Genomic DNA, 18,507 nt, shown 5'->3' with positions numbered 1-18,507 from the left:
CACAGGGGGATTTCATGGGGGGCATGAGGCGTATGGGGCGTATGGGGCCGAGAAGGCTGCTGACGACGGTGGTGGCGCTGGGCGGCGGGCTGTTTCTGTTCGGCGCGGCGGTGCTCCGGCTGGAGACGCAACTGAACGGCGTGGCCGGGCAGTTCGTCGTCGCGCGGTGTCAGGTGTCCGAGTCGCGGGGCGACGACGAGTGGCAGTGCGCCGGGTCCTTCCGGGCCGACGACGACTCGTTCCTCATTCCCGAGGTCGAGGTGGACACGACCTTCGCGACGAAGCCCGCCGGACTGGTGCCCGTGTACGTGGACGGCGAGTCGTCGACCACGGCCGTCGTCCGGGACAACGGCGTATGGCTGTACCCGGGCGCGACCGGACTGCTGTGCCTGGTCGTGGGTGGCTGGAACGTCCGGTCGGCGCTCCGGCGGCCGAAGGCGGAGCCGGCCGCTCCGGTGCCTGTCTGACCACAGGTCGGGCCGCTGTTGACGAAACGGTCCTCCGGATGCGGAGATGCTCCAGGCACCGGCGGGCGACCGCCGGTCGCCGGCACTCCGCACCACCGTGACACGAAGGCAGAGGACCAGGACCCATGGCACTGCAGATCAGCGCCACCAACCCCGAACACCCCGCGCTGCTGCTCGAACTGCCGTGGCATCTGCCGCTGGAGGAGTGGCCCGAGCACCACCTCGTGCCGCTCCCCCGCGGTATCTCCCGCCACGTCGTGCGCTACGCCCGCGCCGGTGACGAGGTCGTCGCCGTCAAGGAACTCGCCGAGCGGCCCGCCCTGCGCGAGTACGAGCTGCTGCGCGACCTCGACCGGCTCGGCATCCCCGCCGTGGACGCCCTCGGCGTGGTCACCGGCCGCACCGACGAGGCCGGCGAGCCGCTGGAGTCGGTACTGATCACCCGGCATCTGGGCGGCTCGATGCCGTACCGCTCGATGTTCGAGACGACGATGCGCCCGGCCACCATGCACCGGCTGATGGACGCCCTCGCCGTCCTGCTGGTGCGGCTGCACCTCGCCGGGTTCGCGTGGGGCGACTGCTCCCTGTCCAACACGCTGTTCCGGCGGGACGCGGGCGCGTACGCCGCGTATCTGGTGGACGCCGAGACCGGCGATCTGCATCCGCAACTGAGCGGCGGGCAGCGCGAGTACGACCTCGATCTCGCCCGGGTCAACATCAGCGGCGAGCTGCTGGACCTGGAGGCGTCCGGGGCGCTGCACCCGTCGGTGGACGCGATCGAGTTCGGCAACGAGATCTGCTCCCGCTACCACCGGCTGTGGGAGGAGCTGACGCGCAGATCGGTGTACCCGGCCGGGAAGTACCACTACATCGAGCGCCGGATCCGCCGGCTCAACGACCTCGGCTTCGATGTCGCCGAGATGCAGATCGAGCACTCGAACAACGGCGACACGGTGACCTTCGTGCCCAAGGTCGTCGACGCGGGCCACCATCAGCGGCAGCTGCTGCGGCTGACCGGTCTGGACACCGAGGAGAACCAGGCCCGGCGGCTGCTGAACGACCTGGAGAGCTGGATGGCCACCCAGGACGACTACGCCCCGGGCGACCCCCTCGGCGCCCGCCCCGAGGTGCTGGCCCACCGCTGGGTGCGGGAGGTGTTCCGGCCGACCGTACGGGCCGTCCCGCTCGAACTGCGGGGCTCGGTGGACCCGGCGGAGATCTACCACCAGCTCCTCGAACACCGCTGGTACCTGTCCGAGCGGGCCCAGCACGACATCGGCCTGGACACGGCGGTCAAGGACTACATCGACAACGTCCTGCCGAGGACGCTGGCGCCGCTGCCGCCGACGGTGGACGACGTCACCCCGATGTGAGCCACCGGCCGCACCCGGTCACCGGTCCGGTGGCTCAGCGGTCCGATGGCCTACGTGTGCGGGACCACCGCCACCGGGCTGTGCGCGTGGTGCAGCACACCGTGGGCCACCGAGCCGATCCGGGCGCCGACGGCCGTACGGCGGGCGCGGCGCCCGACCACCATCAGCTGGGCGTTGCGGGCCACCGACAGCAGCACCTGCCCGGCGCTGCCCATCTCGACGTGCTGGACGACCGGCACGTCCGGGAACCGCTCCCGCCAGGGCGCGAGCGCGGCGGCCAGCGCCTTCGTCTCGTACGGCTCCAGGCCCCCGGCCTCGTCGAGGAGCTTCAGCGAGCCGGGGCTGTACGTGTACAGCGGCGGCAGCGCCCACGCCCGGACCACGCGCAGGGTCGCGCCCCGGGCGGCGGCCGTCTCGAAGGCGAACCGCAGGACGTCGGCGCTGTCCTGCGGAGTCCCCTCCTGACCGACGACGATCTCGCGTCCGGCGGCCTCCCCCGAGGGGCTGTCCCCGGCCCGGACGAGCACCACGGGGCACGGCGATCCGACGATCACCTGCTGGCCGACGGAGCCCAGCAGGAAGCCGACCACCGCGCCGTGTCCGCGCGAGCCGAGCACCAGCGTCTCGGCGTGTTCCGCGGCGCCGACCAGGGTGTCGACCGGCGCGCCCTCCACCAGTGCCGTCGAGACCTCCAGCTCCGGGTGGCGCTCGGAGACGCCCCGCACGGCCTCGGCGAGCGCCTCCCGGGCCCACCGCTCCTGTCCGTCCCGGTCCACGGTGACCGCCTCGTGCGGCTCCCACCGCCAGGCGTGCACCACCCGCAGCGCCAGGCCCCGGCGTACGGCCTCCCGGCCGGCCCAGGCCAGCGCGGCCAGGCTCTCGGTCGTACCGTCCACCGCGGCGGTGATCGGGCGCGTCGTCATCGGCCACCTCTTCGTTCTCGTCTGGCTGACCCGCCCAGTCTTCACTACCCTCGCCGCATGGCCTTGGAGTGGGAGCAGTTGCTGGTGGAGGCGGCCGACCCGGTGGCTCTGGGCCGCTGGTGGGCCGAGGCGCTCGGGTGGGTCGTGGTCGACGACTCCGCCGAGGAGTACGAGATCCGGCCCTCCCCGGACCGGCTGCCCGGTCTGCTGTTCGCGCTGCACCCGGAGGCGAAGACCGCCAAGAACCGGCTGCACCTCGACTTCCGGCCCGTCGACCAGGACGCGGAGGTCACCCGCCTCCTCGCCCTCGGCGCCCGGCACGCGGACGTCGGACAGACCGGTGACGAGCCCTGGGTGGTGCTCCGGGACCCGGAGGGCAACGAGTTCTGCGTCCTCGCCCCGCGCAGGAGCTGAAGCCGCCGTTCCAGCCCCCGGGCCTGCGGCTCTCCGGAAACCGAGCGAACCCGGACGGTCGAACATACGATGGGCCCATTGGGCTCGGGGTGGAGGCGTATGACTCAGGCGGTCGGTCCGGCGCGGAACGTGATCCTCACGGTGGATGACGATCCCGGGGTGTCCCGCGCGGTGGCACGGGACCTGCGGCGCAGGTACGGCGAGTCGTACCGGATCGTGCGGGCGGAGTCCGGTCAGGCCGCGCTGGAGGCCCTGCGGGAGCTGAAGCTGCGCGGCGACCAGGTGGCGGTGATCCTGGCCGACTACCGGATGCCGGAGATGAACGGCATCGAGTTCCTGGAACAGGCCCTGGACGTGTACCCGGGCGCCCGGCGTGTCCTGCTCACCGCGTACGCCGACACCGGCGCGGCGATCGACGCGATCAACGTCATCGACCTCGACCACTATCTGCTGAAGCCGTGGGACCCGCCGGAGGAGAAGCTCTACCCGGTCCTGGACGACCTGCTCCAGGCCTGGCGGGCCGCCGACCGCACCTGTGCGGGCACCACCAAGGTGGTCGGCCACCGCTGGTCGGCGCGTTCCTCGGGCGTACGGGAGTTCCTCGCCCGCAACCAGGTGCCGTACCGCTGGTTCTCCTCGGACGAGCCGGAGGGGCGGCGGCTGCTCGCGGCGGCCGGCGCGGACGGCGAGCGGCTGCCGCTGGTCGTCACCCCGGACGGCACACCGCTGCTCGCTCCGGAGGACCCGGAGCTGGCGGAGAAGGTGGGGCTGGCGACGACACCGGCCCAGGAGTTCTACGACCTGGTCGTCATCGGCGGTGGACCGGCCGGGCTCGGCTCGGCGGTGTACGGGGCCTCGGAAGGGCTGCGGACCCTGCTCGTGGAGCGGTCGGCGACGGGCGGTCAGGCCGGGCAGAGTTCACGGATCGAGAACTACCTCGGGTTCCCCGACGGCGTGTCCGGCGGTCAGCTCACCGGTAGGGCCCGCCGGCAGGCCACCCGGTTCGGCGCGGAGATCCTCACCGCGCGCGAGGTCAGCGGTCTGGAGGTGAACGGGGCGGCGCGGACCGTCCGGTTCTCCGACGGGTCGGCGGTCGCCGCGCACAGCGTGATCCTGGCGACCGGCGTGTCGTACCGGCAGCTCGCCGCGCCGGGCTGCTCGGACCTCACCAGCCGTGGGGTGTTCTACGGCTCCGCGCTGACCGAGGCGGCCGGCTGCCAGGGGCACGACGTGTACATCGTGGGCGGCGCCAACTCGGCCGGGCAGGCGGCGATGTACCTCGCCCGGGGTGCCAAGTCGGTCACCCTGCTGGTCCGCGGCGACTCGCTGACCGCGTCGATGTCGCACTACCTCATCCAGCAGCTCGCCGAGACGTCCAACGTCTTCGTGCGGCCCGGCACGGTCGTCGAGGCCGCGCACGGCACGGACCATCTGGAGCAGCTGACGCTCAAGGACATCGCGAGCGGACGTGAGGAACTCGTCGACGCGCAGTGGCTGTTCGTCTTCATCGGCGCCGAGCCGCGCACCGACTGGCTGGAGGGGACCGTGCTCCGCGACGAGCGCGGGTTCATCGTGGCCGGGCCCGACATGACCCCGGACGGGAGTCCGCCGGCGGGCTGGGAGCTGGACCGACCGCCGTACCACCTGGAGACCAATGTGCCCGGGGTGTTCGTCGCCGGGGACGCGCGGTCGGAGTCCGCGAAGCGGGTCGCGTCCGCGGTGGGAGAGGGAGCGATGGCCGTGATGCTGGTGCACCGATATCTGGAGCAGTCATGAGGACCGCCGGGGCTTCGTCATGAGCGGGCAGCCGTCGCCGTGCGACCGGGCGGAGCTGGGCCGGCTGTTCCTGTTCGAGAAGCTGGACCCCGAGCAGCTGGACCGGCTGTGCCACGAGGGCCGGGTGGAGCGGTTCGAGCCCGGCCCCGTCTACCGGGAGGGCGAGCCGGCCACCTGCTTCTTCGTGCTGCTGGAGGGCACGGTGGTGCTGTCGCGACAGGTCGGCGACGACGACGTGGAGGTCAGCCGCAGCTCCCAGGTCGGGGTGTACGCGGGCGCCTTCCAGGCGTATCTCGGCGACCAGGCGGACCAGGCCCGCTACAAGGGGTCGATGCGGGTCACCGTCCCGTCCCGCTTCTACGTGCTGCCCGCCGCCTCCTTCGCCCGGATCATGCGGGACTGGTTCCCCATGGCCGTCCATCTGCTGGAGGGCCTGTTCTTCGGCAGCCAGAACACCCAGCGGACCATCAACCAGCGTGAACGGCTGCTGGCGCTGGGCTCGTTGTCGGCCGGACTCACGCACGAGCTGAACAACCCGGCCGCGGCGGCGGTCCGGGCCACCTCGGCGCTGCGGGAGCGGGTGGCCGGGATGCGGCACAAGCTCGGGGTGATCGCCGCCGGGCCGTACAAGCGGGCCATGCTGGAGACGCTGGTCGACCTTCAGGAGCGGACCGCCGAGCAGGTCGCCAAGGCCACCCCGCTGAGTCCGCTGGAGGCCTCCGACCGGGAGGACGAGCTGAGCGACTGGCTCGACGACCACGGCATCGCGGGCGGCTGGCAGCTCGCGCCGAACTTCGTGCAGGCCGGCCTCGACACGGAGTGGCTGGACCAGGTCGCGGCGGCGGTGGACGAGCACACCCTCGAAGGCGCGGTGCGCTGGCTCAACTACACCGTCGAGACCGAGCTGTTGATGAACGAGATCGAGGACTCCACGAGCCGGATCACCCAGCTCGTGGACGCGGCGAAGCAGTACTCGCAGCTGGACCGCGCGCCCTACCAGAACGCCGACGTCCACGAACTCCTCGACTCCACCCTGCTGATGCTCTCCGGGAAGATCGGCGAACGGATCGAGGTGGTGAAGGAGTACGACCGCACACTGCCGCGCATCCCCGCCTACCCGGGTGAGCTGAACCAGGTGTGGACGAACCTGATCGACAACGCGGTCGCCGCGATCAACGACACGGGCGGCACGGGCACGTTGACGGTACGGACGGCCCTCGACCACCGCGACCAGGTGCTGGTGGAGTTCCGCGACACGGGCCCGGGCATCCCGGAGGAGATCCGAGGCCGGATCTTCGACCCGTTCTTCACCACCAAGCCGGTCGGGCAGGGCACCGGGCTGGGCCTCGACATCTCCTGGCGCATCGTCGTCAACAAGCACCACGGCCACATCGACGTCAGGTCCCGGCCGGGCGAGACCCGTTTCCAGGTGTACCTGCCGCTGACGGCACCGGCGGCCGACCTGGACCTCACCCTCGCCGACGACCCCGACGACCGCCCGGACCACACCCGCGACACGCCCGAGGAGGCCTCATGACCCTGCCCGCCGGAATCGACCCCGCCGCGGCGCCGAGCGGTGACGGATGCGTGGACTGCGACGCGGTCGGCGGCTGGTGGTTCCACCTCCGGCGCTGCGCCCAGTGCGGTCACGTCGGCTGCTGCGACTCCTCCCCGGCCCAGCACGCCACGGCCCACGCGGGGGCCACCGGGCACCCCTTCGTGCAGAGCTACGAGCCGGGCGAGTCCTGGTTCTGGAACTACGAGACCTCCGAGATGTACGAGTCGGGGCCGGACCTCGCGCCGCCCCTCAGCCACCCCGAGGGCCAACCGGCCCCCGGCCCCGCGGGGCGCGTCCCGCGCAACTGGACCGAGGCCTTGCGCTGACGGGGTCACGTTGTCGTCCGCGGCCCGGTGGGGGCTGGTCGCGCAGTTCCCCGCGCCCCTAAAAGACCAGGCCCCCGCGGGCCTGAAAAGACGGCGGTCGGGCGGGGGAAAAGCACGGGGCGCAGCCCCTGCTTTTCAGGGGCGCGGGGAACTGCGCGAGAAGCCCCACCCACCCGCACCCGACAACGCCCCCACGCACCACCCGCCCCACCGAACGGAGTGACATCGTGTTGATCGGGATCGGTGAGATCCACGCCGCCGCCGAGCGGATCGCCGCCCACGTCGTACGGACCCCCACCGTGCCGAGCCCGGGACTGTCCACGCTCCTCGGCACCCCGGTGACCGCGAAGCTGGAACTGCTGCAGCGCACCGGCTCGTTCAAGGCGCGCGGCGCCACCGCGAAGCTGCTGTCGCTGACGGACGCCGAGCGGGCGGCCGGAGTCGTGGCCGTCAGCGGCGGCAACCACGGCATCGCGCTGGCGCACATGGCGGCGGCGCTGCACATCAAGGCGACGGTGGTGATGGCGACGACCGCCCCGCGCCGCGCCGTCGACCTCGTCGAGGCGGCCGGGGCCACGCTGCGCCTCACCGACGGGATGGCGGAGGCGTTCGCCCTCACCGAGCGGCTGCGGTCGGAAGGGCTCACCCTCGTCCACCCGTTCGACGACCCGCTGGTGATCGCCGGTCAGGGCACCGTCGGCCTGGAGTTCGCCGAGGACATCGCGGCCACGGGGGACTCCGGCGCGGTCACCGACGTCCTCGTCAGCATCGGTGGCGGTGGGCTCGTCGCCGGTGTGGCGGCGGCCTTCAAGGCCCTGCTCCCGGATGTGCGGATCTGGGGTGTGGAGACCGTCGGGGCCACGGCCATGGCCGACGCCCTCGCCGCGGGCGGCCCCGTGACGGTCCCGCTCTCCTCCGTCGTCACCACGCTCAGCGCCCCCTCCGTCTCCCGGCTCACCTACGACCATGTGACCGCGCTCGTCGAGGACGTCCTCGTGGTCCCCGACGCGGAGGCGGTGCGGGGCGTCCTCGACTTCGCCGAGCACGCCAAGGTGTGGACGGAACCGGCCGCCGGATGTCTGCTGCCCGCGGCCCGGCAGGTCCTCGCACGGGTCGGCGCGGACGCCCGGCTGGGCCTCGTGGTCTGCGGCGGCAACGCGACGCCGGCCGACATCGCGGAGTGGGCGCGGGGCTTCGGACTGGACTGATGCGGACGGCCTGCCCAACAGCCGCGCTCCGCACGTCACTTGCCGTCGGTCACCGGGCATAATGCTCCGGTGACCACCCCCACCTCCGCCGCCTCCCCCTCGGGTTCCTCCCCGGACTCGTCCCAGGCCGAGCACACCCCCGTCGTCATCGTCGGCGCCGGCCCCGCCGGACTCACCGTCGGCAACATCCTGCGGGCCGCCTCCGTGGACTGTGTGGTGCTGGAGACGGAGAGCCGGGAGTTCGTCGAGACCAGGCCCCGCGCCGGGTTCCTGGAGGAGTGGGCGGTACGGGCGCTGGAGCGGCGCGGGCTGGCCGACCGGATCGTGGAACGGGCGCCGACGCACACGGAGTTCGAGTTCCGCTTCGCCGGGGAGCGGCGGCGGTTCCCGTACACCGAGCTGACCGGGCACCACCACTACGTGTACCCGCAGCCGCTGCTGGTGACGGATCTGGTCCGGGAGTACGCGGACGTCCGGGGCGGCGACATCCGCTTCGGGGTGCGCGAGGTGGAGCTGCACGACATCGACGGGGAGCGTCCGTCGGTGTCGTACGTGGACCCGGTGACCGGTGAACGGCGGGTGCTGCGCTGCGCGTTCGTCGCCGGGTGCGACGGCGCGCGGGGCGTCACCCGGACCGCGCTGCCCGCCGAGCACAGCACGGTCGCCCGGCACGACCACGGCGTCGGGTGGCTGGCGCTGCTCGCCGAGGCACCGCCGTCGTCCGACTGTGTCGTCCTCGGTGTGCATCCCCGGGGCTTCGCCGGGCACATGGCCCGCAGCCCCGAGATCACCCGCTACTACCTGGAGGTCCCGGCCGGCGACGACCCGGCGAACTGGCCGGACGACCGGGTCTGGGCCGAGCTGCACACCCGCCTCGCGGTGCCCGGCGCCCGGTCGCTCACCGAGGGCCCGCTCGTCGAGAAGCGGGTGCTCGACATGCACAACTACGTCACCGAGCCGATGACGTACGGCCGGCTGTACCTGGCCGGTGACGCGGCCCATCTCGTCGCGCCGATCGCCGCGAAGGGCATGAACCTGGCGCTGCACGACGCGCTGCTGCTCGCGGACGCCCTGATCGCGTGTCTCGGCAAGGGCGACGACAGCGGGCTGCGCGGCTACTCGGAGGCCTGTCTGCGCCGGGTCTGGCACTACCAGGAGTTCTCGCAGTGGCTGGCGGAGCTGCTGCACGGCCCGTCGTCGGGGGACCCGTTCCGCGCGGGCGCCGCCACCGCCAGGCTCCGCCGCCTCCTCGGCTCCCCGGTCGCCGCGTCGACGTTCGCGGAGCTGTTCATCGGCAAGGACACCGACCACTGAGCACGGCCGCGCCGGGCGCGACCACGCCGGGTACGGCCGCGCTCCCCGGTCAGTGGCCGTCGTGGCAGCAGCCGTCCTGGCGCATCAGACGTCCGACCTCCAGCCAGTCCTCCTCCGTCTCCGCCGCCTTCACCCGCCGGGCCGTGGGCCGGTACGCCGCCACCAACTCCTCGGTGGTGTAAGGGGTTCCGCCGCGCAGCACCGACACCGTGCGGACGAGGTCGGCGAAGTCCGTGAAGGGGTCGCCGTCGACGATCGCGAGGTCAGCGAGCTTGCCCGTCTCGACCGTGCCGAGGTCGTCCTCGAGGCCGAAGAGGCGGGCCGGGAGGACGGTGGCGGTGCGCAGGGTCTCGGCGGGGCCGAGACCGCCGGCGTGCAGGGCGCGCAGGGCGAGGTGCAGGAAGAGACCGACGGGTCCGAGCGGCTGGTCGGTGCCGAGGGCGACGATCCCGCCGGCCGCGAGGACGCGCCGGTAGATGTCGGTCTCGGTGCGCAGCGCGGCGAGTTGGGCGGAGGTCGGGGGGACCCCCGCGCCCTGGCGGACCAGGGCGGCGTCCCACGGCGGCATCACGACCGTGACCCGCGGGTCGTCGGCCAGGGAGGGATCGGCGCCCATGAGGGGCGCGGCGGTGAAGGGGGTGGCGATGAGCGAGAAGTCCACGCCCCGCCGGGAGTAGATCTCCACCACGTCCTCGTAGGCCTGCCCGTTCGCGGTGATGGCGTGCCCGAACTCGGCGCGCTGGGTGGCCTGCAGATGGGTCGTCAGGTCCTGGCCCAGCTGGACGCCCGGGGAGAGCAGATGTCCGCCGGTGCGGACGCCGAGGCGTTCGTGGGCGAAGCGGGCGGCCTCGTCCATCACCCAGCCGGGCGCCCGCACATAGGTCTTGACGAAGTCCCAGTCGAGGGCGTCGGCACGCTCCAGGGTGCGGCGCAGGCCCGCCATCGTCCGGTGGGCGCGGCCCATGCTGTACGCGACGCGTGCGCCGTCGAGGAGTTCACCGGTGGTGAGCAGCCGGGGCCCGGCGAGCCGTCCGGCGTGGACCTCCTCGCGGATGCGGGCCTGTTCGTGGGCGAAGCCGCCGAGGGAGACGGCAGTGGTGACGCCGTAGGTGAGCTGGCCGGTGGCCTGGCGGCTGCCGTAGGTGCTCTGCCAGGGGTGGGTGTGGGTGTCCCACAGGCCGGGGAGCACGGTGTGCGCGGAGGCGTCGATCCGGCGGAGAGCGGCCCGGCGGTTGCCCCGGTGCGGTTCCACGGCGGTGATCCGGCCGCCCCGTACGACGATGTCGACGTCGTCACGGACCGTCTCACCGGTGCCGTCCCACAGGCGTCCGGCGTGGACGACGGTGTCGGCGGGTGCGGTCCGGGTGCGGTCGAGCGGCACCCGGACGGTCCGGGCGTGGCCGCCGGAGACGTCGACGAGGCGCAGGCGGGTGCCGGACTGGTAGAGCAGGGTCCCGGAGTCGCCGGACCAGGTGGGGTGGTCGGCGGGTTCGGTGGTGAGGGTGCGCAGTCTCCCGCGCGGGGTGCCGTCGGGGGTCACGGGCAGCAGACAGAGCGCGGACTCGACGATCACGGCCATCCAGCGGCCGTCGGGCGACCAGACGGGCCCGGAGTCGTACCGGTCGGCGATCGAGGTGTGGGGCGCGACCGTGTGCAGCCGGTCGGCGCCGGTGGTGGTGTCGACGACCCGGATGAGGTTGTAGCCCTCCCGGAAGCGCGCGCCGAGACGGTTGCGATCGCACAGCGCGAGGTGGCGGCCGTCGGGTGACCAGCTGGGCCTGCCGGGGAGTCCGCCCCCGCCGAGCGGGGCCGCGAGGACGCGTTCCTCGCCACTGGTGAGGTCCCGTACGACGAGCCGTCCGGTCATGTCGAGGCAGGCGAGCCGCCGGCCGTCCGGGGAGAGCGCGGGCATGACCCGGCCGCCGGTCGCGAGGGTGGTCTCCTCGCCGGTGGCCGGATCGTGTCGGTACACGCCGAGCAGTCCGTCGCGGTCGTCGGCGTAGACGAGGGACTTCCCGTCGCGTGCCCAGGCGGGGGCGAGCAGCCACCGGGTGGGCGGCGACTGCCGGAGCCTCTTCGGCCGTCGCCCGCCCGATGTACCGGCCAGCCAGAGCGAGTTGAGCGCGGCGAAGGCGATGCCGCGGCCGTCGGGCGAGAGGGCGGGCAGATGGATGCCGCGCGCGGGCCGCACCCGGGCCTCGCCGAGGTCGTACTCCTTGACCCGGTAGCGCGGCCGGTCCACCGGGAGCACGCCCTCGAAGTCGATCGTCTCCGGCCGCTCGGGTTCCTCGGGGCGGAGAAGGGTGAACCGGCCGTCCACGGTGAGCAGCAGCTCGCCCTCGGCCGTCCAGCGGGGCGGTACGGGGGCGAGGTCCCCGTCGACCGGGACGGGCCGCCCGGCGACGACCAGGGTGCAGGAGCCGTTCGGGGAGGCGGTGGTGCGCAGGTACGCCAGACGGCCGTCCGGGGCGAGGGCAGGGGTCATGACCTGGGCGACGGCGGTCTCGGTGTGTTCGACGGTGACCGGGCCGGTGCCGTCGGCGGCCACGGCGGCGACCGTGCGGGACTCTACGGAGGGGGTGGTGCCCGAGGTGACGACCCTGCCGCGCACGAACAGCAGGCGGGTGCCGTCCGGTGACCAGGTGGGGTCGAAGTCCTCCCAGCCGCCGTCCTGGAGGGGCCCGTCCTGGCCGGGGAGTCCGGTGACGCGGGTGATGTCGCCGGTGCCGAGGTCGAGGATGTGGATGCGATAGGGGCTTCCGCCGGACGGGGCGCCGGGGTCGCCGCCGCGTTCGGAGCCGAAGGCGATCCGGGTGCCGTCGGGCGACCAGGCCGGGGCCCGGTCGTCCCAGGGGCCGTCGGTGCGCCGTTTCAGGTCGGAGCCGTCGGGGCGCACGGTCCAGAGGTGGAAGCCGCCGCCCCGGTAGGCGCAGAACGCGACGAGGGCGCCGTCCGGGGAGTGGGTCGGCCGGTTGGGTTCGAGGCCCGCCGGGGTGAGGGGGACCGCCCGGCCGCCCCCGCGCGGCAGGGACCACAGGCCGCTCTGGATCTCGGCGATCAGCACGTCACCGGCGGGTGCGAGGGTCGCCGAGCCGTTGGTGGCCCGGGTGAAGGTGAGGGCGAGACCGGTGCCCGGGGCCGCGGACCGGGTCGCCGCGGAGGCGGTCGGGCCCGTGGTGCCGAGGACCGCCGCGGCCCCGGTGGCGCCAGTGACGGCGAGGAGTTGACGGCGGCTCAGGGGCGGGATGCGGCGGCTCTGATCACGGTCCATGACATCGCACGCTCGCGCACCACCCGGCCCTTGGGCAACACCGCCATTCACGCCAACGGAGGACGTCACTCCCGGGGGTGACGGCGGTCGGTGTCACCCGTCGGCGCCCGGTGTCAGTCGTCGGCGTGCCGACGGCGGATCCACGCGGGGAGCGCGAACCAGCACAGCAGGTACCAGAGGACCACGCACCCCACCAGCCAGGGCACGTACGCGTCGTGGGTGGCCACCCGCAGGATCAGCAGCAGCGCCGCGGTCATCGTGGCGAGGAGCAGGATCAGGCCGATGACGGTCAGCCGTCCCGCCCACTGCACGGCTGCCGCTTTGATGCGGCGTCCGGCGACGAGCCGGTGGAAGGAGACAGGGCCGATCAGGGCGCCGGTGGCGGCGGCGCCGAGGACGACGGTGACGATGTAGATGGTCCGCTCGGTGTCCGGCAGCTCGTCGTAGCGCGGGGTGAAGACGACGGTGAGCAGGAAGCCGAAAAGGATCTGGACCCCGGTCTGGGCGACGCGTACCTCCTGGATGAGTTCGCTCCAGCGGCGGTCGGCCCGCTCGTCCTCGGTCTCGTCGCGGCCGCGGTCCTGGTTGCCGTGCGCCTGGGTCACGGGTCCTCCCGGTCGGGTCGATGTCTCCCCTCCCTGGATGGTGCCGCGTCCCCGGCAGCACGCACGTCCCGGCAGCCTGTCACTCACACGAGTGAGGCCAGTTGACGCATCGGTCACTTGTGCCAATTCCGGCCCTAGGGTGATCCGGTGACCGACTCCTCAGAAACGTCCCGTCGGGGGTTCCTCCTCGGCGCCGCCGCGCTCGCCCTCACCCCGCAGTTCGTCCGCCAGGACCCGGCCGCCGCCGCGGCCGAGCTGCCCGGTTTTCCGGCTGATGTCGAGCTGTACCGGTCGGCGTACCGCAACTGGGGCGGTGAGATCACCGCCACCTCGCTGTGGGCGTGCGCGCCCGCCGACCCGAAGCAGGTCGTGGCGGTGGTCGACTGGGCGCGGCGGCAGGGCTGGACGGTCCGGCCGCGCGGCTTCTCCCACGGCTGGTCGCCCCTGACCGTCACCCCCGGCACCGACTCCGGGGCACCGGTGATGCTCGTCGACACGACCGCTCACCTCACCGGGATGACGCTGGAGTCCGCCGGCCCCGCCGCCTCGGTCCGCGTGGGCGCGGGCGCCTCCCTGGAAGCCCTGCTGACCTTCCTGGAGGGCCACGGCCTCGGGGTGACGGCCTGTCCCGCGCCCGGGGACCTCTCGATCGGCGGCGCCCTCGCCGTCGACGCCCACGGCACGGCCGTACCGGCGGCCGGGGAGACACGGCGGCCCGGTCACACGTACGGCTCGCTCAGCAATCTCGTGCTGTCGCTGACGGCGGTGGTGTGGGACGCCGGCAGCGGCGGGTACGCGCTGCGGACGTTCACCCGGGACGACGCGGACGGGGCCGCGCTGCTCACCCACGTCGGGCGGGCGCTGATCACCGAGTTCGTGCTGAGGGTGGGGGCGAACGACCAGCTGCGGTGCCTGAGCCGGACCGACATCCCCGCCGGTGAGCTGTTCGCCGCGCCCGGCGCCGGCGGGCGTACGTTCGCGAGCTTCCTGGACGAGGCGGGGCGGCTGGAGGCGATCTGGTTCGCGTTCACCGAGTTCCCCTGGTTCAAGGTGTGGAGCGTCGAGCCGACCCGCCCGCTCACCTCCCGGCGGGTGACCTCGCCGTACAACTACCCCTTCTCGGACCATGTGCCGACGGTCGTCGCCGACCTCGTCGGGCGGATGGTGTCCGACGCCGCCTGGTATCTGGCGCCGGTGCTGGGCAACGCGCAGCTGACCACGGCCTCGCTGGGGCTGACGACCACGCTCTCGGCGGACATCTGGGGGCCGTCGAAGAACACGCTGCTCTATCTGAGGCCGACGACGCTGCGGGTGACCGCGAACGGGTACGCGGTGCTCACCTCGCGGGACCAAGTGCAGAGGGTGGTCTCGGAGTTCGCGGCGTTCTACCGCGAGCGGCTCACCGCGTACGCGGCCCAGGGGCGCTTCCCCGTCAACGGCTCGGTGGAGATCCGGGTGACCGGCCTCGACGACCCGGCGGACGTCGGGGTCGAGGGCGCCCGTGCCCCGCTGCTGTCGGCGCTGCGCCCGCGTGCCGACCGGCCCGAGTGGGACACGGCCGTGTGGCTGGACGTGCTGACGCTGCCGGGGACACCGGACGCCGAGGCGTTCTTCCGGGAGCTGGAGCGGTTCCTGCTCACCACGTACGACGGCGGCCACGCCCTCACCCGGGTCGAGTGGTCCAAGGGCTGGGGTTACACGGACGAGGCCGCCTGGAGCGACGAGGAGGTGCTCGCCACCGTCGTGCCGGCGTCCTTCGACGACGGCACGGGCCCCGGCTGGGACGACGCCATGGAGATCCTGGACCGGCTCGATCCGCACCGGGTGTACGGCAACGCCTTCCTCGACCGACTGTTCCCTTGAGCGAATCTCAGACGTGGCGCCAGCGCGCCATGGCGAAGGAGAACAGTCCGAACAGCACCAGCCCGGCCGCGACGGCGGCGAGAAGCGCCGGTCCGGCGGGGGCGTCGGCGAAGGAGCGGAGGGTGTCGTCGAGCCCCTTCGCCTCGTCGGGTTCGTACCTGATGGCGGCGCGTACGGCGAAGACGCCGGCCGTGGCGAACACCAGGCCGCGGGCGATGCCGCCGACCACCCCGGTCACGTCGACGGCCCGTCGTGTCCGGCGGGACATCTCACCGAGCCGCAGATGCTTGTGGAACGAGCGCATGGCGGCCCGTACGCCGATCCACCCGCCGGCGGCGATCACCCCGAGGCCCGCCGCGCCCACGAGCCACTGCCCGCCGGGGAGTTCGAGCGCCCGGGCGGTCACGTCCCGGGACTGTTCGTCGCTGGAGCCGCCGCCCCCGCCCGACTCGCCCGCCGCGAAGGTCAGCACCGAGTAGGCGACGAAGGCGTAGAAGACGAAGCGCGCGGCGGACGCGAGCCGCTTGGTCCACTTGCGGCCGTCCGCGCCCGCCGCGCCGAACACGGCCTCGGAGAGCCGCCACAGCGCCATGCCCACCAGACCGACGCCCAGGGCCCACAGCATCACCGACCCCAGCGGCTTCTCCGAGATCTCCTCCAGCGCGCCCTGCCGGTCCGCCTGCTCCGCACTCCCGCCGAAGGCGATCTGCAGGGCCAGCGCCCCGACCAGCAGATAGATGACACCGCGTGCGGTCAGCCCGGCACGGGCCGCGCCTTCCGTCACCGAACCCCGCGCGGCACGGCCGCGCCCCACCCCCAGAGTCGTCATCAGCCGCGCCCCTCCCGCCCCTCGACCCGCAGTTGGAGCTGAACCTCCTGGTCACCGGCGTCCACACCGACCTGGCGCACGCTGTACGCCTCCTCCAGGGCCTCCCGCAGCAGCCGTACGGCGGGCGGACTGCCCTGGACGTCGACGGTGACGGACGCGGAGAGCGGCTCGGGACGCGCATCGGCGCCGGTGGGGACGACGGCGGTGTCGTACATGCCGGTCCACATCGTCGGGCGGTCGGTGCCGGTCTCGTGGGGCGGGTCGTCGGGGCGCCGGTCGGACTCGAAGTGGGCGCGCAGACAGGCGAAGACGCGTTCGGCGTCCTGGGCGGAGCAGTCGCAGAGCACGACCTCCACCTGGGACACGGGCAGGCTGGGCAGGGTCACGAGCCTTCTCCCTCGTGTGGACGACGGGTGCGGGTACCCCGGGTACCCCCATGGTGGGCTCGAAACCGGGTTCCCGCAGGTCGCACGATCGGCCGGGGGCCGCGCGGGCCGTGGGCTATGTTGAGTGCTCGTGGGAGACGAAGGAGGCACGCGGGTGCCATCGCCGCAGCAGGCACGTGCGCAGGCATCAGCGATCACGTCCGGGCGGACCACGCCGGAGCCCGAGCAGTCGCCCACGTCCCGGCTCAGGGAGCTGTTCGACGGCCCCCGGCTCTCCCCCGGGCAGCGGCGGATCGCCCAGTATCTGATCGAGCACATCACCGAGGCCGCGTTCCTGTCGATCACGGACCTCGCGGAGCGGGTCGGCGTGAGCCAGCCCTCGGTGACCCGGTTCGCCGCGGCCGTCGGCTTCAGCGGCTACCCGGCGCTGCGCGAGCGGCTCCAGTCCATCGCGCTCGCCACCCTCGGCAGCGCCCCGGCCGTCTCCGCGGCGGACCGCAGCAACGAACTGCAGGCCGCCGTGGACGCCGAGATCGAGAACCTGGAGAACCTGCGGCGCGACTTCGCCGACCCCGACCAGGTGATCACGGTCGGCCGCGCCCTGTCCCGCTCGGCCCCGCTGACCGTCCTCGGCCTTCGGATCTCCGGCGCGCTCGCCGAGTACTTCGCGTACGCCGCCCGCCGTATCCACCCCGACGTCCGGCTGGTGACCAAGGGCGGCACGGTCGCCTACGACGCGCTGCTGCAGTCCCGGGAGGCGGGCGGCACCTGGGTCCTGGCGTTCTCCATGCCCCGGCACGCGCAGGAGACGCTGACCGCGCTGCGGGTCGCCCACGGCGCGGGGCTGAAGGTGGCCCTGGTGACCGACCTGGCGCTCGGACCGCTCGCGGACGAGGCCGACGCCGTGTTCGCCACCGGCACCGGGTCCCGCCTGGTCTTCGACTCCTACGCCGCCCCCGTGATGATGTCCTCCGCCCTGCTCCAGGCCATGACCGACGCCGACCCGGAGCGCACCCAGGCCCGGCTGGAGGCGTACGAGCAGGTCTCGGAGCAGCACCACTTCTTCCTGAGGGACTGATCCCGTTCGCCCCGACCGGTCAGGACAGCAGCGGATTATTCACACCTTTCCCGGCATGAATTTTTTCATGTTCTTGCAAACTCGTGGGTATATATAAATACTGCTCCCGGATCGTGCCCCGGAGGGACTCCGGGGCACGCCGTCCACCCGGGTCCGTCCGCTCCTACCCGCCACGGCGCCCCGGGTGAGGCGGCCCCGGCCATCCCCTATGCCGGGGCCGCCCAGACTCCACCACCCGCTGCACCCAATGGCGTCGATGCAAGACCGGAGCGTTGAACATGGCCCTCACCTCCTCGCCCCTCCGCACGGACTGGCCCTGTCAGGTCAAGACCCCCGGCAGTTACGACTGGGAGCGGTCCGCGGCGAAGTGGCTGCGTGAGCTGGTGCCGGCCCGTTACGGCAGCTATCCGGCGATGATGCGCCACCCCGTGCTGCTCGCCCGGCACGCCCAGATCCAGGTCCAGCACGAGATCCGCGTCGCCCGCACCGCCCTGCAGACCGCCCGCGCCGAGCTGCCCAGCCTCGGGATGTCGGAGTCGGTCATCGAGCACACCATCAAGATGTACGCCGCCGAGGTCATGCAGCTGAACCACATGGCCCGCTCCATCCGGGCCGTCAGCCAGGCCCTCGTCGACCACAACCTGGCCCGCGCCCCGCACTGACCCCGGCCCGGCTCCGCGCGCCGCGGTACAGGGCGCCCGCGGAGGGAAGACGATGGACAGGGCACCAGCCGGGCACACCGCCCGGCACGACCGAGGGGCGGACCGATGGATTCCTGGACGTGGGTGATCGTCGCGATCGCGGTGGTCGCGGCGGCTCTGCTCGGCGCGGCCGTCTGGCTGCTCCTGCGGCTCGTCCGCACCCGGCGCGAACTGGACCGGGCGGGACTGCCCACCGGCCCCAAGTGGGTCTTCTGGGGAGCCGTCCTCTATCTCGTCCTCCCCACCGACCTGGTGCCGGACCCGGTCTACCTGGACGACATCGGTGTCCTCCTCCTCGCCCTCAGGACGATGCGCTCCGGCCGCCAGGACGCCCTGGCCGCCGCCGAACGGCAGGACGACACGGGAACCGCCCTGCGGGGGTGAGACGTTGTCGGGCTGACGGTCACTGCGACGG

Annotated in this window: 17 protein-coding genes; 12 read left to right on the top strand and 5 right to left on the bottom strand. The window is 73.1% G+C overall.

Annotated features, from left to right (window positions below):
- Positions 1–41: 41 nt before the first annotated feature.
- Together J8M51_RS29645 and J8M51_RS29640 are read left to right on the top strand one after the other, a co-directional pair.
- Positions 42–467, top strand: coding sequence for a hypothetical protein (locus J8M51_RS29645; protein WP_086758532.1), 426 nt, complete (start codon positions 42–44; stop codon positions 465–467).
- Positions 468–592: 125 nt separating this feature from the next.
- Positions 593–1,840 (top strand): DUF4032 domain-containing protein, encoded by a 1,248-nt coding sequence (locus J8M51_RS29640; protein WP_086758534.1) that lies wholly within the window; start codon positions 593–595, stop codon positions 1,838–1,840.
- 50 nt (positions 1,841–1,890) lie between these two features.
- Here the strand turns inward: J8M51_RS29640 and J8M51_RS29635 are convergent, their stop codons facing one another.
- Positions 1,891–2,763 (bottom strand): universal stress protein, encoded by an 873-nt coding sequence (locus tag J8M51_RS29635; protein ID WP_086758536.1) that lies wholly within the window; start codon positions 2,761–2,763, stop codon positions 1,891–1,893.
- 57 nt (positions 2,764–2,820) lie between these two features.
- Here J8M51_RS29635 and J8M51_RS29630 point away from each other — a divergent pair, with 57 nt between their 5' ends.
- The 6 genes from J8M51_RS29630 (at position 2,821) to J8M51_RS29605 (ending at position 9,359) form a co-directional block, all read left to right on the top strand.
- Positions 2,821–3,177, top strand: coding sequence for a VOC family protein (locus J8M51_RS29630; protein ID WP_086758538.1), 357 nt, complete (start codon positions 2,821–2,823; stop codon positions 3,175–3,177).
- Positions 3,178–3,276: 99 nt separating this feature from the next.
- The gene (locus J8M51_RS29625) at positions 3,277–4,953 is read left to right on the top strand and encodes an FAD-dependent oxidoreductase (protein WP_086758540.1); all 1,677 of its coding nucleotides are present in this window, start codon (positions 3,277–3,279) and stop codon (positions 4,951–4,953) included.
- A 19-nt stretch (positions 4,954–4,972) separates the two neighbouring features.
- Complete coding sequence (locus J8M51_RS29620) at positions 4,973–6,490, top strand: ATP-binding protein (RefSeq protein WP_086758542.1); 1,518 nt, start codon at positions 4,973–4,975, stop codon at positions 6,488–6,490.
- Entirely contained in the window at positions 6,487–6,837 is a 351-nt protein-coding gene (locus J8M51_RS29615) for a UBP-type zinc finger domain-containing protein (protein ID WP_086758544.1), read from the top strand. Before J8M51_RS29620 ends, J8M51_RS29615 begins: the two co-directional genes overlap by 4 nt.
- A 230-nt stretch (positions 6,838–7,067) precedes the next feature.
- Positions 7,068–8,045: a pyridoxal-phosphate dependent enzyme gene (locus J8M51_RS29610; protein WP_267299711.1), complete on the top strand. Its 978-nt coding sequence runs from the start codon at positions 7,068–7,070 to the stop codon at positions 8,043–8,045.
- A 69-nt stretch (positions 8,046–8,114) separates the two neighbouring features.
- On the top strand, positions 8,115–9,359 hold the full coding sequence (locus J8M51_RS29605) for a 4-hydroxybenzoate 3-monooxygenase (RefSeq protein ID WP_264761021.1): 1,245 nt from the start codon (positions 8,115–8,117) through the stop codon (positions 9,357–9,359).
- Between the two features lie 49 nt (positions 9,360–9,408).
- Here J8M51_RS29605 and J8M51_RS29600 read toward each other — a convergent pair whose 3' ends face one another.
- Positions 9,409–12,630 (bottom strand): amidohydrolase family protein, encoded by a 3,222-nt coding sequence (locus J8M51_RS29600; RefSeq protein WP_086760931.1) that lies wholly within the window; start codon positions 12,628–12,630, stop codon positions 9,409–9,411.
- Between the two features lie 113 nt (positions 12,631–12,743).
- On the bottom strand, positions 12,744–13,235 hold the full coding sequence (locus J8M51_RS29595; RefSeq protein WP_086760933.1) for a DUF6328 family protein: 492 nt from the start codon (positions 13,233–13,235) through the stop codon (positions 12,744–12,746).
- 147 nt (positions 13,236–13,382) lie between these two features.
- Here J8M51_RS29595 and J8M51_RS29590 point away from each other — a divergent pair, with 147 nt between their 5' ends.
- Complete coding sequence (locus tag J8M51_RS29590) at positions 13,383–15,098, top strand: cholesterol oxidase substrate-binding domain-containing protein (RefSeq protein ID WP_086760935.1); 1,716 nt, start codon at positions 13,383–13,385, stop codon at positions 15,096–15,098.
- Positions 15,099–15,105: 7 nt separating this feature from the next.
- On the opposite strand, the gene J8M51_RS29585 is transcribed toward J8M51_RS29590, so the two are convergent.
- Positions 15,106–15,927, bottom strand: coding sequence for a DUF1206 domain-containing protein (locus J8M51_RS29585; RefSeq protein WP_267299582.1), 822 nt, complete (start codon positions 15,925–15,927; stop codon positions 15,106–15,108).
- Entirely contained in the window at positions 15,927–16,313 is a 387-nt protein-coding gene (locus J8M51_RS29580; protein ID WP_216587663.1) for a hypothetical protein, read from the bottom strand. Before J8M51_RS29580 ends, J8M51_RS29585 begins: the two co-directional genes overlap by 1 nt.
- Before the next feature lie 154 nt (positions 16,314–16,467).
- Here J8M51_RS29580 and J8M51_RS29575 point away from each other — a divergent pair, with 154 nt between their 5' ends.
- From J8M51_RS29575 to J8M51_RS29565, 3 genes are all read left to right on the top strand, one after another.
- Positions 16,468–17,391 (top strand): MurR/RpiR family transcriptional regulator, encoded by a 924-nt coding sequence (locus J8M51_RS29575; RefSeq protein WP_179203581.1) that lies wholly within the window; start codon positions 16,468–16,470, stop codon positions 17,389–17,391.
- A 278-nt stretch (positions 17,392–17,669) separates the two neighbouring features.
- Positions 17,670–18,053, top strand: coding sequence for a hypothetical protein (locus tag J8M51_RS29570; protein ID WP_086765086.1), 384 nt, complete (start codon positions 17,670–17,672; stop codon positions 18,051–18,053).
- A 105-nt stretch (positions 18,054–18,158) separates the two neighbouring features.
- A complete protein-coding gene (locus J8M51_RS29565) occupies positions 18,159–18,476 on the top strand; it encodes a YkvA family protein (protein WP_086765089.1) in 318 nt (105 codons plus the stop codon).
- Positions 18,477–18,507 lie beyond the last annotated feature (31 nt).

It is taken from the genome of Streptomyces griseiscabiei, assembly GCF_020010925.1.
Classification (GTDB): Bacteria; Actinomycetota; Actinomycetes; order Streptomycetales; family Streptomycetaceae; genus Streptomyces; species Streptomyces griseiscabiei.
This window is presented reverse-complemented; position numbering and strand designations above follow the sequence as displayed.

Bases quoted from the DNA above. Each gene is read 5' to 3' on its own strand.
- J8M51_RS29625 (WP_086758540.1), top strand. From the start codon at position 3,277: ATGACTCAGGCGGTCGGTCCGGCGCGGAACGTGATCCTCACGGTGGAT.
- J8M51_RS29565 (WP_086765089.1), top strand. From the start codon at position 18,159: ATGGATTCCTGGACGTGGGTGATCGTCGCGATCGCGGTGGTCGCGGCG.
- J8M51_RS29570 (WP_086765086.1), top strand. From the start codon at position 17,670: ATGGCCCTCACCTCCTCGCCCCTCCGCACGGACTGGCCCTGTCAGGTC.
- J8M51_RS29630 (WP_086758538.1), top strand. From the start codon at position 2,821: ATGGCCTTGGAGTGGGAGCAGTTGCTGGTGGAGGCGGCCGACCCGGTG.
- J8M51_RS29600 (WP_086760931.1), bottom strand. From the start codon at position 12,630: ATGGACCGTGATCAGAGCCGCCGCATCCCGCCCCTGAGCCGCCGTCAA.
- J8M51_RS29640 (WP_086758534.1), top strand. From the start codon at position 593: ATGGCACTGCAGATCAGCGCCACCAACCCCGAACACCCCGCGCTGCTG.
- J8M51_RS29615 (WP_086758544.1), top strand. From the start codon at position 6,487: ATGACCCTGCCCGCCGGAATCGACCCCGCCGCGGCGCCGAGCGGTGAC.
- J8M51_RS29620 (WP_086758542.1), top strand. From the start codon at position 4,973: ATGAGCGGGCAGCCGTCGCCGTGCGACCGGGCGGAGCTGGGCCGGCTG.
- J8M51_RS29585 (WP_267299582.1), bottom strand. From the start codon at position 15,927: ATGACGACTCTGGGGGTGGGGCGCGGCCGTGCCGCGCGGGGTTCGGTG.
- J8M51_RS29645 (WP_086758532.1), top strand. From the start codon at position 42: ATGGGGCCGAGAAGGCTGCTGACGACGGTGGTGGCGCTGGGCGGCGGG.
- J8M51_RS29635 (WP_086758536.1), bottom strand. From the start codon at position 2,763: ATGACGACGCGCCCGATCACCGCCGCGGTGGACGGTACGACCGAGAGC.